The organism is Bradyrhizobium sp. AUGA SZCCT0105, from assembly GCF_018129565.1.
In the GTDB taxonomy this organism is placed as follows: Bacteria; Pseudomonadota; Alphaproteobacteria; order Rhizobiales; family Xanthobacteraceae; genus Bradyrhizobium.
Window position 1 is genome coordinate 74276 of sequence record NZ_JAFCMK010000003.1, and the last position, 14724, is coordinate 88999.

At 61.4% G+C, this 14724-nt stretch carries 16 protein-coding genes; 8 read left to right on the top strand and 8 right to left on the bottom strand.

The window, feature by feature from the left end; all coding sequences use genetic code 11:
* Positions 1–7: 7 nt before the first annotated feature.
* From JQ573_RS16120 to JQ573_RS40620, 4 genes are all read right to left on the bottom strand, one after another.
* Complete coding sequence (locus JQ573_RS16120) at positions 8–505, bottom strand: hypothetical protein (RefSeq protein WP_212313128.1); 498 nt, start codon at positions 503–505, stop codon at positions 8–10.
* Between the two features lie 112 nt (positions 506–617).
* Positions 618–1025 (bottom strand): hypothetical protein, encoded by a 408-nt coding sequence (locus JQ573_RS40215; protein ID WP_249131866.1) that lies wholly within the window; start codon positions 1023–1025, stop codon positions 618–620.
* Between the two features lie 240 nt (positions 1026–1265).
* A complete protein-coding gene (locus JQ573_RS16130; RefSeq protein ID WP_212314286.1) occupies positions 1266–2015 on the bottom strand; it encodes a CBS domain-containing protein in 750 nt (249 codons plus the stop codon).
* 130 nt (positions 2016–2145) lie between these two features.
* The gene (locus JQ573_RS40620; RefSeq protein ID WP_283815085.1) at positions 2146–2274 is read right to left on the bottom strand and encodes a hypothetical protein; all 129 of its coding nucleotides are present in this window, start codon (positions 2272–2274) and stop codon (positions 2146–2148) included.
* Between the two features lie 437 nt (positions 2275–2711).
* On the opposite strand from JQ573_RS40620, the gene JQ573_RS16135 reads away from it, so the two are divergent.
* The 5 genes from JQ573_RS16135 (at position 2712) to JQ573_RS16155 (ending at position 6514) form a co-directional block, all read left to right on the top strand.
* A complete protein-coding gene (locus JQ573_RS16135) occupies positions 2712–3068 on the top strand; it encodes a hypothetical protein (protein ID WP_212313130.1) in 357 nt (118 codons plus the stop codon).
* 1 nt (position 3069) lies between these two features.
* Positions 3070–3297, top strand: a complete 228-nt coding sequence (locus JQ573_RS16140; RefSeq protein WP_212314375.1) for a hypothetical protein — start codon at positions 3070–3072, stop codon at positions 3295–3297.
* 93 nt (positions 3298–3390) lie between these two features.
* On the top strand, positions 3391–4815 hold the full coding sequence (locus JQ573_RS16145) for a PAS domain S-box protein (RefSeq protein WP_212313138.1): 1425 nt from the start codon (positions 3391–3393) through the stop codon (positions 4813–4815).
* 2 nt (positions 4816–4817) lie between these two features.
* On the top strand, positions 4818–5426 hold the full coding sequence (gene fixJ, locus JQ573_RS16150; RefSeq protein WP_212313140.1) for a response regulator FixJ: 609 nt from the start codon (positions 4818–4820) through the stop codon (positions 5424–5426).
* A gap of 101 nt (positions 5427–5527) precedes the next feature.
* Entirely contained in the window at positions 5528–6514 is a 987-nt protein-coding gene (locus JQ573_RS16155) for an AraC family transcriptional regulator (RefSeq protein ID WP_212313142.1), read from the top strand.
* Here JQ573_RS16155 and JQ573_RS16160 read toward each other — a convergent pair.
* Both JQ573_RS16160 and JQ573_RS16165 read right to left on the bottom strand, forming a co-directional pair.
* Positions 6511–8505, bottom strand: coding sequence for a methyl-accepting chemotaxis protein (locus tag JQ573_RS16160; RefSeq protein WP_212313144.1), 1995 nt, complete (start codon positions 8503–8505; stop codon positions 6511–6513). The genes JQ573_RS16155 and JQ573_RS16160 overlap by 4 nt on opposite strands.
* 206 nt (positions 8506–8711) lie before the next feature.
* Positions 8712–9008 carry a hypothetical protein gene (locus tag JQ573_RS16165; RefSeq protein WP_249131868.1) on the bottom strand — a complete coding sequence of 99 codons (297 nt, stop codon included), beginning with the start codon at positions 9006–9008 and terminating at the stop codon, positions 8712–8714.
* A 145-nt stretch (positions 9009–9153) separates the two neighbouring features.
* Between JQ573_RS16165 and JQ573_RS16170 the strand changes: the two genes are divergently transcribed.
* Positions 9154–9411, top strand: coding sequence for a hypothetical protein (locus JQ573_RS16170; protein WP_212313146.1), 258 nt, complete (start codon positions 9154–9156; stop codon positions 9409–9411).
* Positions 9412–9465: 54 nt separating this feature from the next.
* On the opposite strand, the gene JQ573_RS16175 is transcribed toward JQ573_RS16170, so the two are convergent.
* On the bottom strand, positions 9466–9801 hold the full coding sequence (locus JQ573_RS16175; protein WP_212313148.1) for a hypothetical protein: 336 nt from the start codon (positions 9799–9801) through the stop codon (positions 9466–9468).
* 95 nt (positions 9802–9896) lie between these two features.
* Between JQ573_RS16175 and JQ573_RS16180 the strand changes: the two genes are divergently transcribed.
* Both JQ573_RS16180 and JQ573_RS16185 read left to right on the top strand, forming a co-directional pair.
* Complete coding sequence (locus JQ573_RS16180; protein WP_212313150.1) at positions 9897–12308, top strand: phosphoketolase; 2412 nt, start codon at positions 9897–9899, stop codon at positions 12306–12308.
* Between the two features lie 28 nt (positions 12309–12336).
* Entirely contained in the window at positions 12337–13521 is a 1185-nt protein-coding gene (locus tag JQ573_RS16185) for an acetate/propionate family kinase (RefSeq protein WP_212313152.1), read from the top strand.
* An 82-nt stretch (positions 13522–13603) separates the two neighbouring features.
* On the opposite strand, the gene JQ573_RS16190 is transcribed toward JQ573_RS16185, so the two are convergent.
* Complete coding sequence (locus JQ573_RS16190) at positions 13604–14710, bottom strand: ABC-type transport auxiliary lipoprotein family protein (protein ID WP_212313154.1); 1107 nt, start codon at positions 14708–14710, stop codon at positions 13604–13606.
* Positions 14711–14724: the final 14 nt, after the last annotated feature.

Consider the following 14724-nt stretch of genomic DNA (forward strand, 5'->3'; position numbering starts at 1 on the left):
GGACCTGTCATGTGGAGGCTTTCTTTGGGTGCGATGACGTCATGGAAACCACAATCTGGCCGGTCGTCGCTTGATCGGCATCAATTCCTGCGCCATGCCGCGAGCCGCTGGCGCCGCGGCTCAGCGCGGTCAGAGTCAGTTCGTTCGGACAGTATTTTGCCGGACTGGCCCGCCGCTCCCGCGCCAGATCCGCGGCGCAACGTGCCTTCTCACGGCACAGGCCGCACACTCGCTGCAGATCACGCAACACATCGCAATGGGAAGAGGCGAGCATCTGCTCGGACAAGCCTGCATGCTCGAGACGCTTGCTCAGCAATTCCGGCGAGCCTTGCTCGCGGGCTAGCGCACGAAGGTCCGACGTCGAGAGGTTGAGCTCGTGAGCGATCTCGTCGACCTCTCGAGGCGTCATGAGATCGAATTCGTGTCGCCGAGCAAGAAATGCTCGCAAGCGGCCGAGTAGATTCTCGAATTGCGGCGAGCTATTGCCAGCTGATCGGTCGGTCATTTCTCAAGCCCCGTTCTGGTTCTCCACCTCTAGCGGAGAGATCCGATTCCCGATTTGATCTTGGTCAAACGCGCGATGTCGCGGCAACCGATCGTGACCGCTGCCAAAATCGTTAGCCGCCCCAGGCTGATGGCAATGCCGGCGGTGTTCGAAGCTCCATGGAGTCGGCAAAGATCGTCCAGTCTCGGACACCCTTCTGTCTGCAGAAGTCGGCCTCGGCAAGCTGTGCAGCCGTGGAAAGCGAGGCGGCGTCGACCTTGAACGTTGCCTGACAGGCGCGATGTTCGTGGCCGGTGTCGTCGCAAACGGTCTTGATGAAACGAACGTCAAATGATGGCATGGCATCCTCGCATGGGCTGGTTGGTTGTTGTTTACGCTGCCATGATTGCGCGATGCCGGTATTGATCTTTCGCAAGAATGTCGTGCAAGGAGCAGATGTCTTGCTGCGGCGAATATCGAAGGCGAGCAGAGCCTTGAACGATCTCGATCGCGCGGACCACGCGCATTTCGTGCGGCTCACGTGATCAGGAACGACAACCGGACCGGACGAGGTACTATTCGTAGCGAGATTTCCAGTCTGCGGATCCCGGCCGGACTGACGGTATTGATGTCGCCTTTCGGCTAGCGGTCCATCCGGCGGCAGCGATCGCGAAGCCCACGATCGCGCAGATCGCAAGCAGCGTTGCGGCGAATCCCACGACATCGGCGCTGATCACTGCGATCGCGATCAACGGGATCAGTATGATTGCGGGGCGAACGATCATCCTGCCGTCTCCCTCACCGCTTCGGCGGCAGCCGCTCGTTCGTCTTCCACGGACTGGATATAGAAGCCGGAATAGGTGTCGACGTAGCACAGATGATCGTGCACCTCCTTGACGCCGGCGGCATTCTCCGCGGCGACAATCGCCGCCTGTCTCGCCCGCTCATCCATGATGACCCCGCGGAGGTGCACCACGCCGTTGCGCACCGAGACTTGCAGCCCGAGCGGACACCAGTTTGCACCGTCGAGTGCCCGTACGATGCGATCGTGGATGTGCTCGTCATCCGCCGTGGGATCTGGAATCTGGTGCGCGATGGACGCGACTGCCCGCAGCAGATCCGCGCGTGTCACGAGGCCAACGAGGCGCCCGTCGTTCATCACCGGCAGCCGCTTGACGCCCTTCTTCTCCATGAGATCGACCAGATCAGGCAGAGGCGTTTCTTCCGTCACGGTGACGGGATCGCACGACATGATCTCTCCGACCTTCCGCCCGCGCTCGTGGACGAAGTCCGCGGCTGCATAGCCGGAGCCGAGAAGGAACTGAAACCAGCGGCCACGCCGGCGTTGCGTGCCGATCTCGCTTCGCCGCAGAAAATCGCTCTCCGACAGGATTCCGACCAGTGTTCCGGCCGCATCGACCACCGGCAGGCCGCTGATATGGTGATCCATCATCAGTTTGGCGGCGTCGAGAATGGATGTCTCGGCTCCGACAGTGATGACGTGTCTTGCCATGATCTGATGTGCGCGCATTTCTGATCTCCTTCCATCGCCTGCCACCAAGGTCACACGCAACAGGCTCGTCTGCCTTGATCTCCCTCAACGCCTGCGCTTGACGGAAATCAAGGCGACGCGACCGATGATCGACGATGCTGACGCCCTGTCAGGAGACCAAAATCATGTTGCAGAACCTGCTTGCCTCGATGGGGGTACTGGCGATTGCCGTCGTGACGTTCGCCAGGATGCGCTTGCCGCCAAAGCGGCCGGTCAGGCAACCCGCCAGGTCAAGCACCCGCCAGCTCCGTCGGCGCCGACCGTTCTAGGCCGCCGCCTGCCCCGATCCGACCATCCGACCGGAATTTTGATCTGCATCAAAACGGAGCGCCGCGCCACCGTTAAGGATGCTCGTCCGTCAGGATCGTGCAAATGGCAGACCTAAGGGCTTGGCGCCCCATCATCTTCTCGTGTCCAAATACCGGCGATCGAGTTCAAGGCCTGCTACCGGCCGACGCGTCCGAGCCCCTGGCTGACGATCTGCACTCGATCTCCTGCGCTGCCTGCGACGGCGTCCACTTCATCAATCTGCGAACCGGTGCCGTCGTCAGTCCCAAGCGCAGCTAGCCTGGTCGCGAGAATCACGCGGGCCAGAAGCTATCGAGTTGACACGCGTCAACGCGCAGGGGCCGCCCGCATGAGAAGCAATGCTCCCTACAACGAAGGATGTTGGACATGACAGACCATAGCGAAGCCCGTCCCGTCTCCGACGCCATCCAGAGCTACGCGAAGCGGGCGATGGCGGTGCAGTCGGAATTCTCGGAGAAACTGATCGAGGCAAACCAGCACTGGTTCGAGCAGATCCAGATCGAATCGAACGAAGCCTGGGAGCTTTTCCGCAGGTTCAACTCCACCGCCTCGGCGGCCGAGAAGATCACGGCTCTGCAGGACTGGGCCAAGGGCGTCGCCGCGCGTAGCGCGAACGACGCGACGTACGCGATCGAGACCGCGCGTTCGCTGGGCACGATCGAGCTGAACCTGTTTGCACGAAAGACCAGCGGCGTCGACGAGGCTATTCAGGAGGCAGCCTGACGTGCCAACACGCGACGCTCCAGAGCGCCCAGAAGCGGGCGTCAGCGCGACATGGGAGGGGGTCGCGACGGCCCCCTTCGGTCGAGATCTTGAACTCGCCGTGATCGAGGGCAACGCCATTCACAAGCTCGTCTTTCCATGCCGCCGCATCCTGGGTGGCTGGGTGAAGGCGAAGACTGCCGAACGCATCCTGGTGCAGCCCACACATTGGCGTGCCTGGGTCAAATAGGCCAGCTCGCAACTACCCCGGATAGAGTGGCTGGTGGCATAAAGCGTCCGAACGTTGTAGGATTGAACACGCTGAGGGTCTTGCCGGGGAAATATGACTGACCGCATCTGGTACCGCTATGGCACTGCCGCGGCAGCGGCCGCGCTTGTATTCGTGGTGCGCGCGGGGCTTGATAATTATTTCGAGGACCGGACCTTTACGATCATCTACGTGCCCGCCGTGCTGTTTGCCGCTTTCGCCGGCGGCCGTGGTCCGGCGATCGCCACCACCCTGCTCTGCCTCGTCGTCAGCGCCAAATTCCTCGGCTGGAGCCTGGTCACTGAGCCCGCGAATCTGATCGATATCGTCTGCTTTGCGATCCTCGGCCCGATCCTTGGCTTCATAGGCGACCGGCTGTTGAGGGAAAGCGACCAGGCTCGAAATCGCCAAGCCCATCTGCAGTCGATCCTCGACACGGTCCCTGACGCGATGATCGTCATCGACGACCACGGCATGATTCGTTCCTTCAGCGCGGCAGCCGAGCGACTGTTTGGCTGGAAACCGGACCAGGTCGTCGGTAAGAACGTTTCGAGCCTGATGCCACAGCCCTATCGCGGCGAGCACGACCGGTACCTCGAACGCTACCTTTCGACCGGCGAGCGGCGCATCATCGGCATTGGCCGCATCGTGGTCGGAGAACGGAGCGATGGCTCGACCTTTCCGATGGAGCTCGCGGTCGGCGAGGCCAAGGTACGCGGAGAGCGCTTTTTCACCGGCTTTATCCGCGATCTCACCGAGCGCCGCGCGCAGGAACGGCGGCTTCAGGAGCTGCAGTCCGAGCTGGTCCATGTATCGCGACTGACTGCCATGGGGGAGATGGCGTCCTCGATCGCGCATGAGATCAACCAGCCGCTCTCGGCCATCACGAACTACATGCGCGGTGCGAGGGCGCTGCTGGCGCCGGAAACGCCGGAAGCTGCCCGCATCCGGGACGCGCTCGAGCGGGCCGCGCAGCAAGCACTGCGGGCCGGCGACATCATCAAGCGCCTGCGCGAATTCGTCGCCAAGGGCGAAACGCAACACTCCCTGGAGAGCCCCGCCACCCTGCTTGAAGAGGCCGTCGCGCTCGCGCTGCTCGGCGCCAAGGAGCAGGGCGTTCGGGTGGCGATCCGCAGCGACCGGGACATGCCCTCGATCATCGTCGACAAGATCCAGATTCAGCAGGTCGTGCTCAACCTGGTTCGCAATGCGATCGAGGCTATGGCCTCCAGCCCGCGCCGCGAATTGACCGTCGGCGTCGCCAAGACTAACGGTGTTGCGACGTTCACCATTGCCGATACCGGTCCGGGCATCAGCCCTGACATCGCCGACCGCCTGTTTCAGCCTTTCATCACGACCAAGGAGCATGGCATGGGCGTCGGCCTCTCGATCTGCCGGACCATCATCGAATCCCATGGCGGACGCATCGACGTGATGCCAAACACCGGTGGCGGCACGGTTTTTCAGTTCATCCTTCCCTTCGCGGAGGACGGAGAATAAGCATGATGACGCGGCGCACAATTCTCGTGATCGACGATGATCCAGCGATGCGGGATTCACTGGCCTTTCTCCTCGACGTCAACGGGTTTGCCGTAACGACGCACGAGACGGCGACCGATTTTCTCGATCAGTTCAAGAGCAGCACGGTCGACTGCATCGTATCTGATATTCGCATGCCCGGCATGAGCGGCCTCGAACTGGTCCGCAAACTGAAGGCCGACGCGGTAGCATGTCCGGTCATTCTGATGACTGGCCACGGAGACGTCTCGCTCGCGGTCGAGGCCATGAAGGCCGGAGCTGTTGACTTCATCGAAAAGCCGTTCGAGGACGAGGCGCTGTTGCGTGCAATCGGCGAAGCCTTGCAAACACAGTCGGCGGCACCGGCCGACGATACGGTCAAGCGCGAAGCCGAAGCTCGCCTGGTGGACCTCTCGCCGCGCGAGCGTGACGTTCTGCGGGGCCTCGTGGCAGGCAAGATCAACAAGGTGATCGCCCACGACCTTGGCATCAGCCCGCGCACGGTCGAGGTCTACAGGGCGAACCTGATGGCCAAGACCAATGTCCGCAGCATGTCGGAGCTGATGCGGATCGCGATCGCTGCCGGGCTCTAGCCGAGGGGCCACCGCTCCCCGAGGCATAAGTAATTGTACGTAATTTCAATTGGGCGCCGCCGGTACAATAGTCCGCGGATCGCCCAATCGAGTTACAGCAAATGCTCTTCGACGGCCTCTCTGCATCGCCCGCGCTCGACCTGCAGGCCTATGCCGACATCGATCATTTTCGCGAAAGTGAGCGTTATGTGCAGGCTTCGAGCATTCCGCTCACGGCAAAGCCGTTTTCGGTCCTGCGGGCCAGTCTGTCTTTGCCCTCGGCTACGCTCTCTCTCGTACGAACGTTCCCACGGATCATCAACGGCTACGAGTTGTCCGGGCGGCTCGTCTTCGTTGTCCCGATGGACCGAATCGCGTCCGCGCGTCTCAATGGACAAGCAGTCCGTCATTCGATCATCGTTATCAACAAGAGCGCAAACTGTACGGTGTTCGAACCGGAGCCGCGGCTGGTTGCCATTCTTTCCATGCGGCCGGAACTTCTTGCTCCGAAATGGACAGAGTTGAGCGCCGGCTACCTGTTGCTTGGATTGCCACAAGATTCGTTGGCATATCTCCAGACCCTTATACAATCGACGTTGAGGTTCGCGGCCCGCCAGTCGAAGCCGGTCAACGGCCACCAGTTGTTGGCAATACAAGGAACATTATTCTCGACGCTCGATGAAGTGCTTCGTCGCGGGGCATTTGAAGGAGGTAAAGCCAATATTGCGGAACGCAATAAGCGGATCATTGATCGCATAGACGATGCAATCTTTTCGAACCCCGCCTCCAACAAGACATGCGATGAGCTAGCGAACGAACTCGGGATCTCAGTTCGCACGCTTCATGCCGCGGCACAATCGATCTGTGGCACCGGCATTCATCAATACCGAAGGCTACGTCAGCTTTGGCTTGTTCGACAGCATATGCGCATGGGCTACCCCGGCCTCACAGTCAAGGCGAGCGCACTGGCCCACGGCTTTTGGCACATGGGCGAGTTCTCAAGGATGTATCGATCTGCCTTTGGAGAAGTGCCGTCCAGGACGCTTGTCGAAGCGCAAGGCAAGCCGGCAACCTTGCGAGCAAAATCACCCCCGAGAAGCCGTTCCTAAGCCACTGCGGCCCGCGCGCGCTCGGTTGAAAGTATCTCAGACAGTTTTTTCTCGCTCTCTGCCGTCAGCTTCAGATTGATCAACACCGAGCCGCGGTCCATACGCCCGACAACACCGCCAAGCCGGAATGAAAGCCCCTCGATCGTCAGCTCGACCGACTCGCCCATCGCTGCGTCCGGCAAGTTGCACTCGACCAAGACCGCGCCGAGCGACACGTCACGGACCTCGATAGGCTTCGTCTCGCTGCGCCATAACAATGCTCCAGACCGCCGAAAAGGCACGCGCGAAGACAGCCGGCGATCAACATCGGTTGTCGACGTACGGATGACACGAATGAGCGTCGTGCGCAGTTCGGCGACATTCTCCGCAATAGCCGTCGATCCGTCGTGCATTTCCGAGGCGCGTCGGCCGGTTTCGACCGCTTCGGTCGACACTGAGGCAATTTGGGATGCTACCTCGCGGGCGGCGTGTGAGGTCTCTTCGACCGTCCGCGAGATATCGGCCGTGACAGCGTTTTGCTCCTCGACCGCGGCTGAGATTGCGGCCGACACAGATTCGACGCTGCGGATGACCTCACCAATGGTCGTGATGGATGCAACCGATGCATGCGTCGCCTCCTGGATTTCGGTGATTTGCTGCGCGATCTCATTTGTTGCTTTCGCAGTCTGCTCGGCCAGCGACTTCACTTCGGCCGCGACAACCGCGAAACCGCGGCCAGCGATCCCGGCTCGCGCTGCTTCGATTGTGGCATTCAATGCCAGGAGGTTCGTCTGGCCGGCGATTTCGCTGATCAGGCTCGTCACAGTTCCTACCTTTGACGCGGCTTCCGACAGCTTGGCGATTGTGGCCTGGGCTTCCGTCGATGCCGTCACGGCCTCCAGCGTCAAGGAACGCGACGTCCCTACCTGATCGGCGATCTGCGATATTGACGCGGCGAGCTGCGAGGATGCTCTTGCGACGGTCTGCGCATTTGCAAGTGCCTCTTCGGCAGCCGCAGCGACACTGCTGCTGTTTCTCTCCAGCGTAAGTGCCGTATCCCTCATCATGGAAGCGTTCCTTGCCATCCGATCCGTACCGGAGGCAACCTCGCCGACAGCGACTTTTGTGGCGTTCTCGACATTTGCGGCCATCTGCTGCAATGCTGACGCCCGGACTTCCTCGGTCGCGCGGCGCCTCTCCTCGTCCTGCCTCGCCTCGTCACGAACCTTTTCAGCAGCCCTGACCCTGAACTGTTCGATTGAACGCGCCATGTCGCCCAGCTCATCGGGCCGCTCGAGCCCTGGGAGCTTCATGTCGAAATCACCGCCGCTTAACCGGTTAAGGGCGTCCGTCATTGTGACGAGAGCCTTGGATACCCGTCGGGCAAGCAGCAGTGTTACCAGCCCCACGGAAAGTACGATCGCTGCAGCAATCGTGATGATGCGTTGTGCCCGTTCCCAAACCTGAGCCTGGAGATCGTCGACATACACTCCTGTCCCAATGACCCAATTCCACGGTTGAAAGCCCGCGACAAACGATAGCTTCGGCTGAGGTGCATCCAACCCCGGCTTCGGCCACTGATAGTCGACGAACCCTTCGCCCTTCCGCTTCACGATCTCGGCAAACTCGACAAAGAGCCGCTTGCCGGTCGGATCCTTGATGTCACGCAAGTCTTTGCCATCGAGTTCCGGCTTGATCGGATGCTTGATCATCGTGGGGCCGAGATCGTTGATCCAGAAGTAATCTCCGTTCCCGAACCTTAGTGCGCCGATTCTGGCTGCAGCGTTGCGACGGGCAACGTCTCCATCTGCGCCGCGGCCTGCGACGGCGTCATGCTCTTCCTGCGCAATGCTCAGAGCCAACTGAGTGAGGTGCTTCAGCTCGCTCTGCCGCTGCCCGCGCAAAGCGTCCGCCAAATTGCTTGTTTGGATAGCGGCCAAGCCGGTGAGCCCGCAAAAGCTCAACCCGACGATTGCGTAGATGCGGTGCGCCAAAGAAATTCTGAAATTCATCGCTTTTCACCAACTGATTTACCGCAAATGGGTTGCCCGATCTGACCTAGGCACGCGCAAGTCAATATGGGCTCACCTGCGCCGGTGCGGACTATTGAGCCGCGAGATTTAACTCACGTAAAATCCTCTATCGGAATTCTGCAGCAGAGCTCATTTTTCGGATAGCGACGAACAGGGCGATCGATCGCCCGCGATGTGAGCCGGCATCAATCGCCGATGAGCGCTCGCGCATGCTGCCGCGTGGCCGCAAGGCGACCGACTAGTTGGTCGTGCTGCTGCTGCAGCTTCGTCCTGGCCTCTCCGGCCGGACACCCGGCGACCAAGCCGCTGATCTGGAGCAGTTGCAGTTCGAGCATCAACAACACTTGACGGAAGGAATGTCGAATGTCCGCTCTCGACGCCACCTCTTCGTGGTTCGCCCGACGCGATTGCGGAAAATACACGAGGTTTCCCATGACGCTGACCAGCCCATCTTCCAGAGAGGGGAGCTCAAAGGCACGCAAGCTCCCTTTCGAACCCTCAACAGCAACGAGATGTGCCTATTCCGCCTTGATCCGGATCAAACGAAATGAGCTGAGGCAGATCAAAATAGCTGTCACCGCACAATGCTTTGCTGAGTGACGTCGAGCGAACGAGAAAGGGGCATCAATGGACGGGATCACGCATTTCATTGCCCTGCCGTACGACCGGACCGATGGCGGGCTCGTTCCGGGCCAGCAGGCCAAGTGCGGCAGCCCTGCAGCGGCGATAGAGCATGCCAAGCACTTATGGAAGACATTCGGCCATGCTGGTGCCGCAGCTATCGTCTGTACCGGCTATCCGGAGACGAGAACCACCGTGCTGAGGACATATGGAATGGTGCCAAACGACCTGGAGCAAGAGCAATCCGCCCCCCATTTGCGGTGAGGAGCAATCTGCGATTCCTTGCGCTGGCTCAAATCGCCGCGGGCCGCCGCATGATTACATAAAGTTACTAGGACGAGCACCCCATACTCCCGTGAGGTTGTCTCGATATTTAATGCCCGGCTCGCTTTTGCCGGGCATCTTTTTGTCCCGCCGGGTGAGCTGACGACAGAGCGCAGGCAGATGACGGATGTTGACCTCGACCGCGTAGCGCCACGCCAAAGCAGGCATGCTCACGAAGCGACGCATCACCGGAACTCCTGGAGCGCGAGCGAAACTGACCTCGTGGACGTCCGGTTCCGTTTGCGAGATCGAGCTTTCCGTTCCTTGAACGTCCCGTGGTCGATGCACGTCACCGGGAACGTTGACGATCTGGTCCGAATTGGCGTGCATCTTTGAGCTGGCTCAAGCCATTCCCGTCATATTCGCCCTCTAACGTGGAACCGATAGCGGCGTCCAAGGTCATCTTCGAATTACGGGAGAGCGACATGCAATCAGCGACCACTCCAAACGAGCAAGCACGCACGGATGATCTTGAGCTGCTCGATCGCTATTGGCGAGCAGCCAATTATCTCTCCGTTGGACAGATCTATCTGCTGGCGAATCCTCTCCTGAAAGAGCCGCTGAAGCCCGAGCACATCAAGCCGCGCCTACTTGGACATTGGGGCACCACGCCGGGGCTCAATTTCATTTATGCCCACCTCAATCGCGCAATCCGCGCTTCCGACCTCAACGTCATCTACATCTGCGGTCCCGGCCACGGCGGTCCCGGCATGGTCGCGAACACCTATCTCGAAGGCACATACACGGAAATTTACCCGGAGGTGACGCGCGACGCGGACGGCTTGCGCAAGCTGTTCCGTCAGTTCTCCTTCCCCGGCGGTATTCCGAGCCACGCGGCGCCGGAGACGCCCGGCTCGATCCACGAAGGTGGTGAGCTCGGCTATGCACTGATTCACGCGTATGGCGCAGTGTTCGACAACCCCGATTTGATTGCCGTTTGCGTCGTCGGCGACGGCGAGGCCGAGACCGGCCCGCTCGCGGCATCCTGGCATTCCAACAAGTTCTTGAACCCGGTGCAGGACGGCGCAGTGCTGCCAATCCTGCACCTCAATGGCTACAAGATTGCCAATCCCACCGTGCTTGGGCGGATGGATGACGAGGAAGTCCGCAGCCTCTTCATCGGTTACGGTTACGAGCCGCTATTCGTCGAAGGCGACGATCCGCGTGCTATGCATCGGTTGATGGCCGACACGCTCGATACCGCGCTCGCCTGCATCCGCTCGATCCAGCAAGCCGCGCGCCAGCAGACCGGCGGCCTTAAGCGACCGCGATGGCCGATGATCGTGCTGCGCAGCCCGAAGGGCTGGACCGGACCGAAGGAAGTCGACGGACTGAAGGTCGAAGGCTTCTGGCGTGCACACCAGGTGCCGATCGCCAATCCGCGTGGCAACCCCGAGCATCTGAAACTGCTCGAACATTGGATGAGCACCTACGACCCCGACAAGCTGTTCGATTCGAACGGCCGGCTTGTACCTGAACTGCAAGCCCTTGCGCCCGCAGGCGACCGTCGGATGGGGGCGAACCCGCACGCCAACGGGGGCCTCCTGAAGCGGGAACTGAAGCTGCCGGATTTCCGTGCGCATGCGGTCGAAGTCACCGCTCCGGGTGACGCCGTCGCCGAAGCCACGCGAGAACTCGGCAAGTTCCTGCGCGAGGTCGTGGAGCTGAATGCGGAGGCCCGCAATTTCCGCATCATGGGTCCGGACGAAACCGCATCCAACCGGCTCGACGCGGTCTTCGAGGCCACCGACCGGGTCTGGATGGAGGGCATCGAGCCTTATGACGTCCATCTCGCCCATGACGGCCGCGTGATGGAAGTCCTGAGCGAGCATCTCTGCCAGGGCTGGCTCGAAGGCTATCTGCTCACCGGTCGCCACGGCTTCTTCTCCTGCTATGAGGCCTTCATCCACATCGTGGATTCGATGTTCAACCAGCATGCCAAATGGCTGAAGGTCTCGCGGGCGCTGCCCTGGCGGCGGCCGATCGCGTCGCTGAACTATCTCCTCACCTCGCATGTCTGGCGCCAGGACCACAACGGATTCAGTCATCAGGATCCCGGCTTCGTCGATCTCGTCACCAACAAGAAGGCCGATATCGTCCGCGTCTACTTCCCGCCCGATGCCAACACCCTGCTCTGGGTCGCCGATCACTGCCTGCGTACCTATGATCGTATCAATGTGATTGTGGCGGGCAAGCAGCCTGCCCCACAATGGCTTTCGATGCGTGAGGCAATCACCCATTGCGAAGCCGGCATCGGGATATGGAATTGGGCCGGCACCGAAGCAGTCGACGCTGAGCCCGACGTGGTGATGGCCTGCGCCGGCGACGTTCCAACGCTCGAGACGCTCGCCGCCGTCGATCTGCTCCGCAAGGCGCTGCCGCAGTTGAAGATCCGCGTCGTCAACGTGGTCGACCTGATGACGCTGCAGCCGACGGAGCAGCATCCGCACGGCCTGTCCGAACGCAACTTCGACAGCCTGTTCACCCGCGACAAGCCGGTCATCTTCGCCTATCACGGCTATCCCTATCTGATCCATCGCCTGACCTACAGCCGCACCAATCATGATGGAATGCACGTGCGGGGATTTGCGGAGGAAGGCACCACGACGACGCCGTTCGACATGGTGGTGTTGAACGGCCTCGACCGCTTCCATCTCGCCATCGAAGCAATCGAACGCGTGCCGGGGCTCGACATCGCGGCCGCCCACGTCAAGCAGCAGTTCCGTAACGCCCTGATTGAGCATACGCGCTACGTGCGCGAGCATGGCGAGGACATGCCGCAGATCCGTGACTGGATCTGGCCCTACGGCACGACAGACCACAAATCCGCTGACTGAGGCAGCGAACACGCGAGAGAGACGGTCTATGTCCGACAGTGTCCTGGTGCTCAACGCCGGCTCGTCCAGCATCAAGTTCGGCCTTTTCGACATCGCGCCGGCCGAACCAAAGCTGCAATGCAAGGGCCTGCTTGACGAGCAGGCGAAGACCCCGCGCATCGTGGTAAGCGATGCCTCGGGCAAGCAGCTGTTCGAGAAGCGCCGCGCGAGCGGCACGTTGGAGGACAACGGCCTGTTCAGCGATATATTTGCCTGGATCGAGGATTATCTCGACGGCAGCAGGCTCGCCGCCGCCGGCCACCGCATCGTCCATGGCGGGCGTGCGTTCTATCGGCCGGTCGTCATCACAGGGCAGACTCTCGCTGCGCTGGAGGCGTTGACGCCGCTGGCGCCGCTGCACCAGCCGCGCTGTCTGGCGCCGGTCCGGGCCGTGCAGTCACTGCAGCCGGAGCTGACGCAGATCGCCTGCTTCGACACGGCCTTTCATCACGGCCTCGCGCCGCCGGTGAGCCGCTTTGCCATTCCGCGGCAATTTGAGGAGCGCGGCATCCGCCGCTACGGCTTCCATGGCCTCTCCTTCGAATACGTCGCGAGCCAACTCGCCGCGATCGCGCCGCAATGGGCCGACAAGCGCGTCGTCGTGGCGCATCTCGGCAACGGCGCGAGCCTCTGTGCCTTGCGAAAGGGCGACAGCGTCGACACCACAATGGGATTGACCCCACTCGACGGTCTCGTGATGGGGACACGCTGTGGAACGATCGACCCCGGCGTGCTGCTTTATCTCATGCAGCAAGAGAAAATGTCGGTCGACGACGTGCAGCACCTGCTCTACGAACGTTCGGGTCTGCTCGGCGTCTCAGGGGTGTCAGCCGACATGCGCGCCCTGCTGGCGAGCCACGATCCTGCGGCTCGCGAAGCCGTCGATCTCTTCACATTTCGTGTCGCCGCAGAAGTCGCCGTGATGGCAAATACCCTCGCCGGCCTCGATGGCCTGGTGTTCACCGGCGGTATCGGCGAGCATGCCTCGGAAATCCGACAGCGCATCTGCGATCGCCTCTCCTGGCTCGGCGTCAGCGTCGATGCAGCCGCAAATGCTCAGAGCGCGCAGCGTATCGCCGCGAAGGGCAGCCCGGTCGACGTACTGATCATTCCGACCAATGAGGAAGTCAGTATTGCGCGGCACTGCCGCAGCCTGCTGGTCACAGGTCGCTAGGTCGCGACGACCTTGGCTTGGCGGCAGCCGCCGAGCAACTCTGATCCAGGACGTTCGTTGTGAGACGCTGCAACGATCTGGTTCAGGCCGTCGCCGCAACCCACATCACGAGCTCCCTTGCGAGGGTGCCGAAAGCCTTATCGAAGGCAGCGGCCGCCTCCGACGGTGTCAGCGAGCTAATTCCTTCGGATCCCTCGAGAAGCTTTGCAGCCTTTACTTGACCATTTCGATCCACGATCTTCGCGGACAAGGAGATCGTCGCGCGCGGTTGAGGTCCCTGCACAATTTCGAACCGGCGAAGGTCGATCAGCAGACGCGGCGCACCTTCTACGCCGCTGTCGGCGCGCAGTGGCGCATGCTCGACATCATAATTCTCGAAGCTCTGCAGCAACCGCGCCTGCACCAGCACCGGGAGACTGTCGCTCCACTGCGCACCTTCGAATCCCTGGGTTTCCTCATCGGGCGTGAACAAAAAGCGCTGAGTCTGGAGGCGGGCGATCGCGGTCGGCTCCGCCATGACCAACTGCTCGGGCAGATTCGCATGGCGTTGCGCGCCGAAGCTGTCCACCGCGTGAAGGTCGTACGCCACCTTGCGCGGCGCGGACGCACCGCCGGTCATGCGCTCAAGTCCGGCCACGATTCCATCGAGCTTCGGCGTGTTGCGCGCGAGGCCTTCGGCGAACGTGCTGAGATTGTCGATCGTGCTGTGCAGCGGCGCGGCGTTGTCGGACAGGACGGCATCGACCCGGCGGAGCGCATCCCGGGCGGCCTGCGTCATGCTCCGCCCGGCCCCCTTTTCGGCCACCAGCGGTTCGCGCGCCGGCGGCGCCTGGGGATCATCACCGCCTTCCAGCGCGATCACCGGAACGCCGGTCAATCCCTGGAAGTCGAGGCCGACACGCGTATCGGTATGCACCGGCGTCCGCTCGGCGACTGCGATCCTGGCGCGAACCTCGCGCGGGCGTTCCGGAACCAGTTCAAGGGCTGTGACCTCGCCGACGCGGATACCGTTGAAGAGAACGCCTGCCCCGACGAGCAGACCCGGCACGGGATCGGTAAAGACGAGCTGATATGTCTCCCGCTTTCCGATTCCACCGAAATTGTTCAGCCAGTAGACGAAGCCGAACACGGCGACGATTGCCGACAGTACGAATGCACCAATGACAATGTAGGGCGCGCGGATTTCCATATGCGTCTCTTTCT

Coding starts and splice junctions, on each gene's coding strand:
- JQ573_RS16120 (WP_212313128.1), bottom strand. CDS start 505: ATGACCGACCGATCAGCTGGCAATAGCTCGCCGCAATTCGAGAATCTA.
- JQ573_RS16130 (WP_212314286.1), bottom strand. CDS start 2,015: ATGCGCGCACATCAGATCATGGCAAGACACGTCATCACTGTCGGAGCC.
- JQ573_RS16135 (WP_212313130.1), top strand. CDS start 2,712: ATGACAGACCATAGCGAAGCCCGTCCCGTCTCCGACGCCATCCAGAGC.
- JQ573_RS16145 (WP_212313138.1), top strand. CDS start 3,391: ATGACTGACCGCATCTGGTACCGCTATGGCACTGCCGCGGCAGCGGCC.
- fixJ (WP_212313140.1), top strand. CDS start 4,818: ATGATGACGCGGCGCACAATTCTCGTGATCGACGATGATCCAGCGATG.
- JQ573_RS16155 (WP_212313142.1), top strand. CDS start 5,528: ATGCTCTTCGACGGCCTCTCTGCATCGCCCGCGCTCGACCTGCAGGCC.
- JQ573_RS16160 (WP_212313144.1), bottom strand. CDS start 8,505: ATGAATTTCAGAATTTCTTTGGCGCACCGCATCTACGCAATCGTCGGG.
- JQ573_RS16170 (WP_212313146.1), top strand. CDS start 9,154: ATGGACGGGATCACGCATTTCATTGCCCTGCCGTACGACCGGACCGAT.
- JQ573_RS16175 (WP_212313148.1), bottom strand. CDS start 9,801: ATGCACGCCAATTCGGACCAGATCGTCAACGTTCCCGGTGACGTGCAT.
- JQ573_RS16180 (WP_212313150.1), top strand. CDS start 9,897: ATGCAATCAGCGACCACTCCAAACGAGCAAGCACGCACGGATGATCTT.
- JQ573_RS16185 (WP_212313152.1), top strand. CDS start 12,337: ATGTCCGACAGTGTCCTGGTGCTCAACGCCGGCTCGTCCAGCATCAAG.
- JQ573_RS16190 (WP_212313154.1), bottom strand. CDS start 14,710: ATGGAAATCCGCGCGCCCTACATTGTCATTGGTGCATTCGTACTGTCG.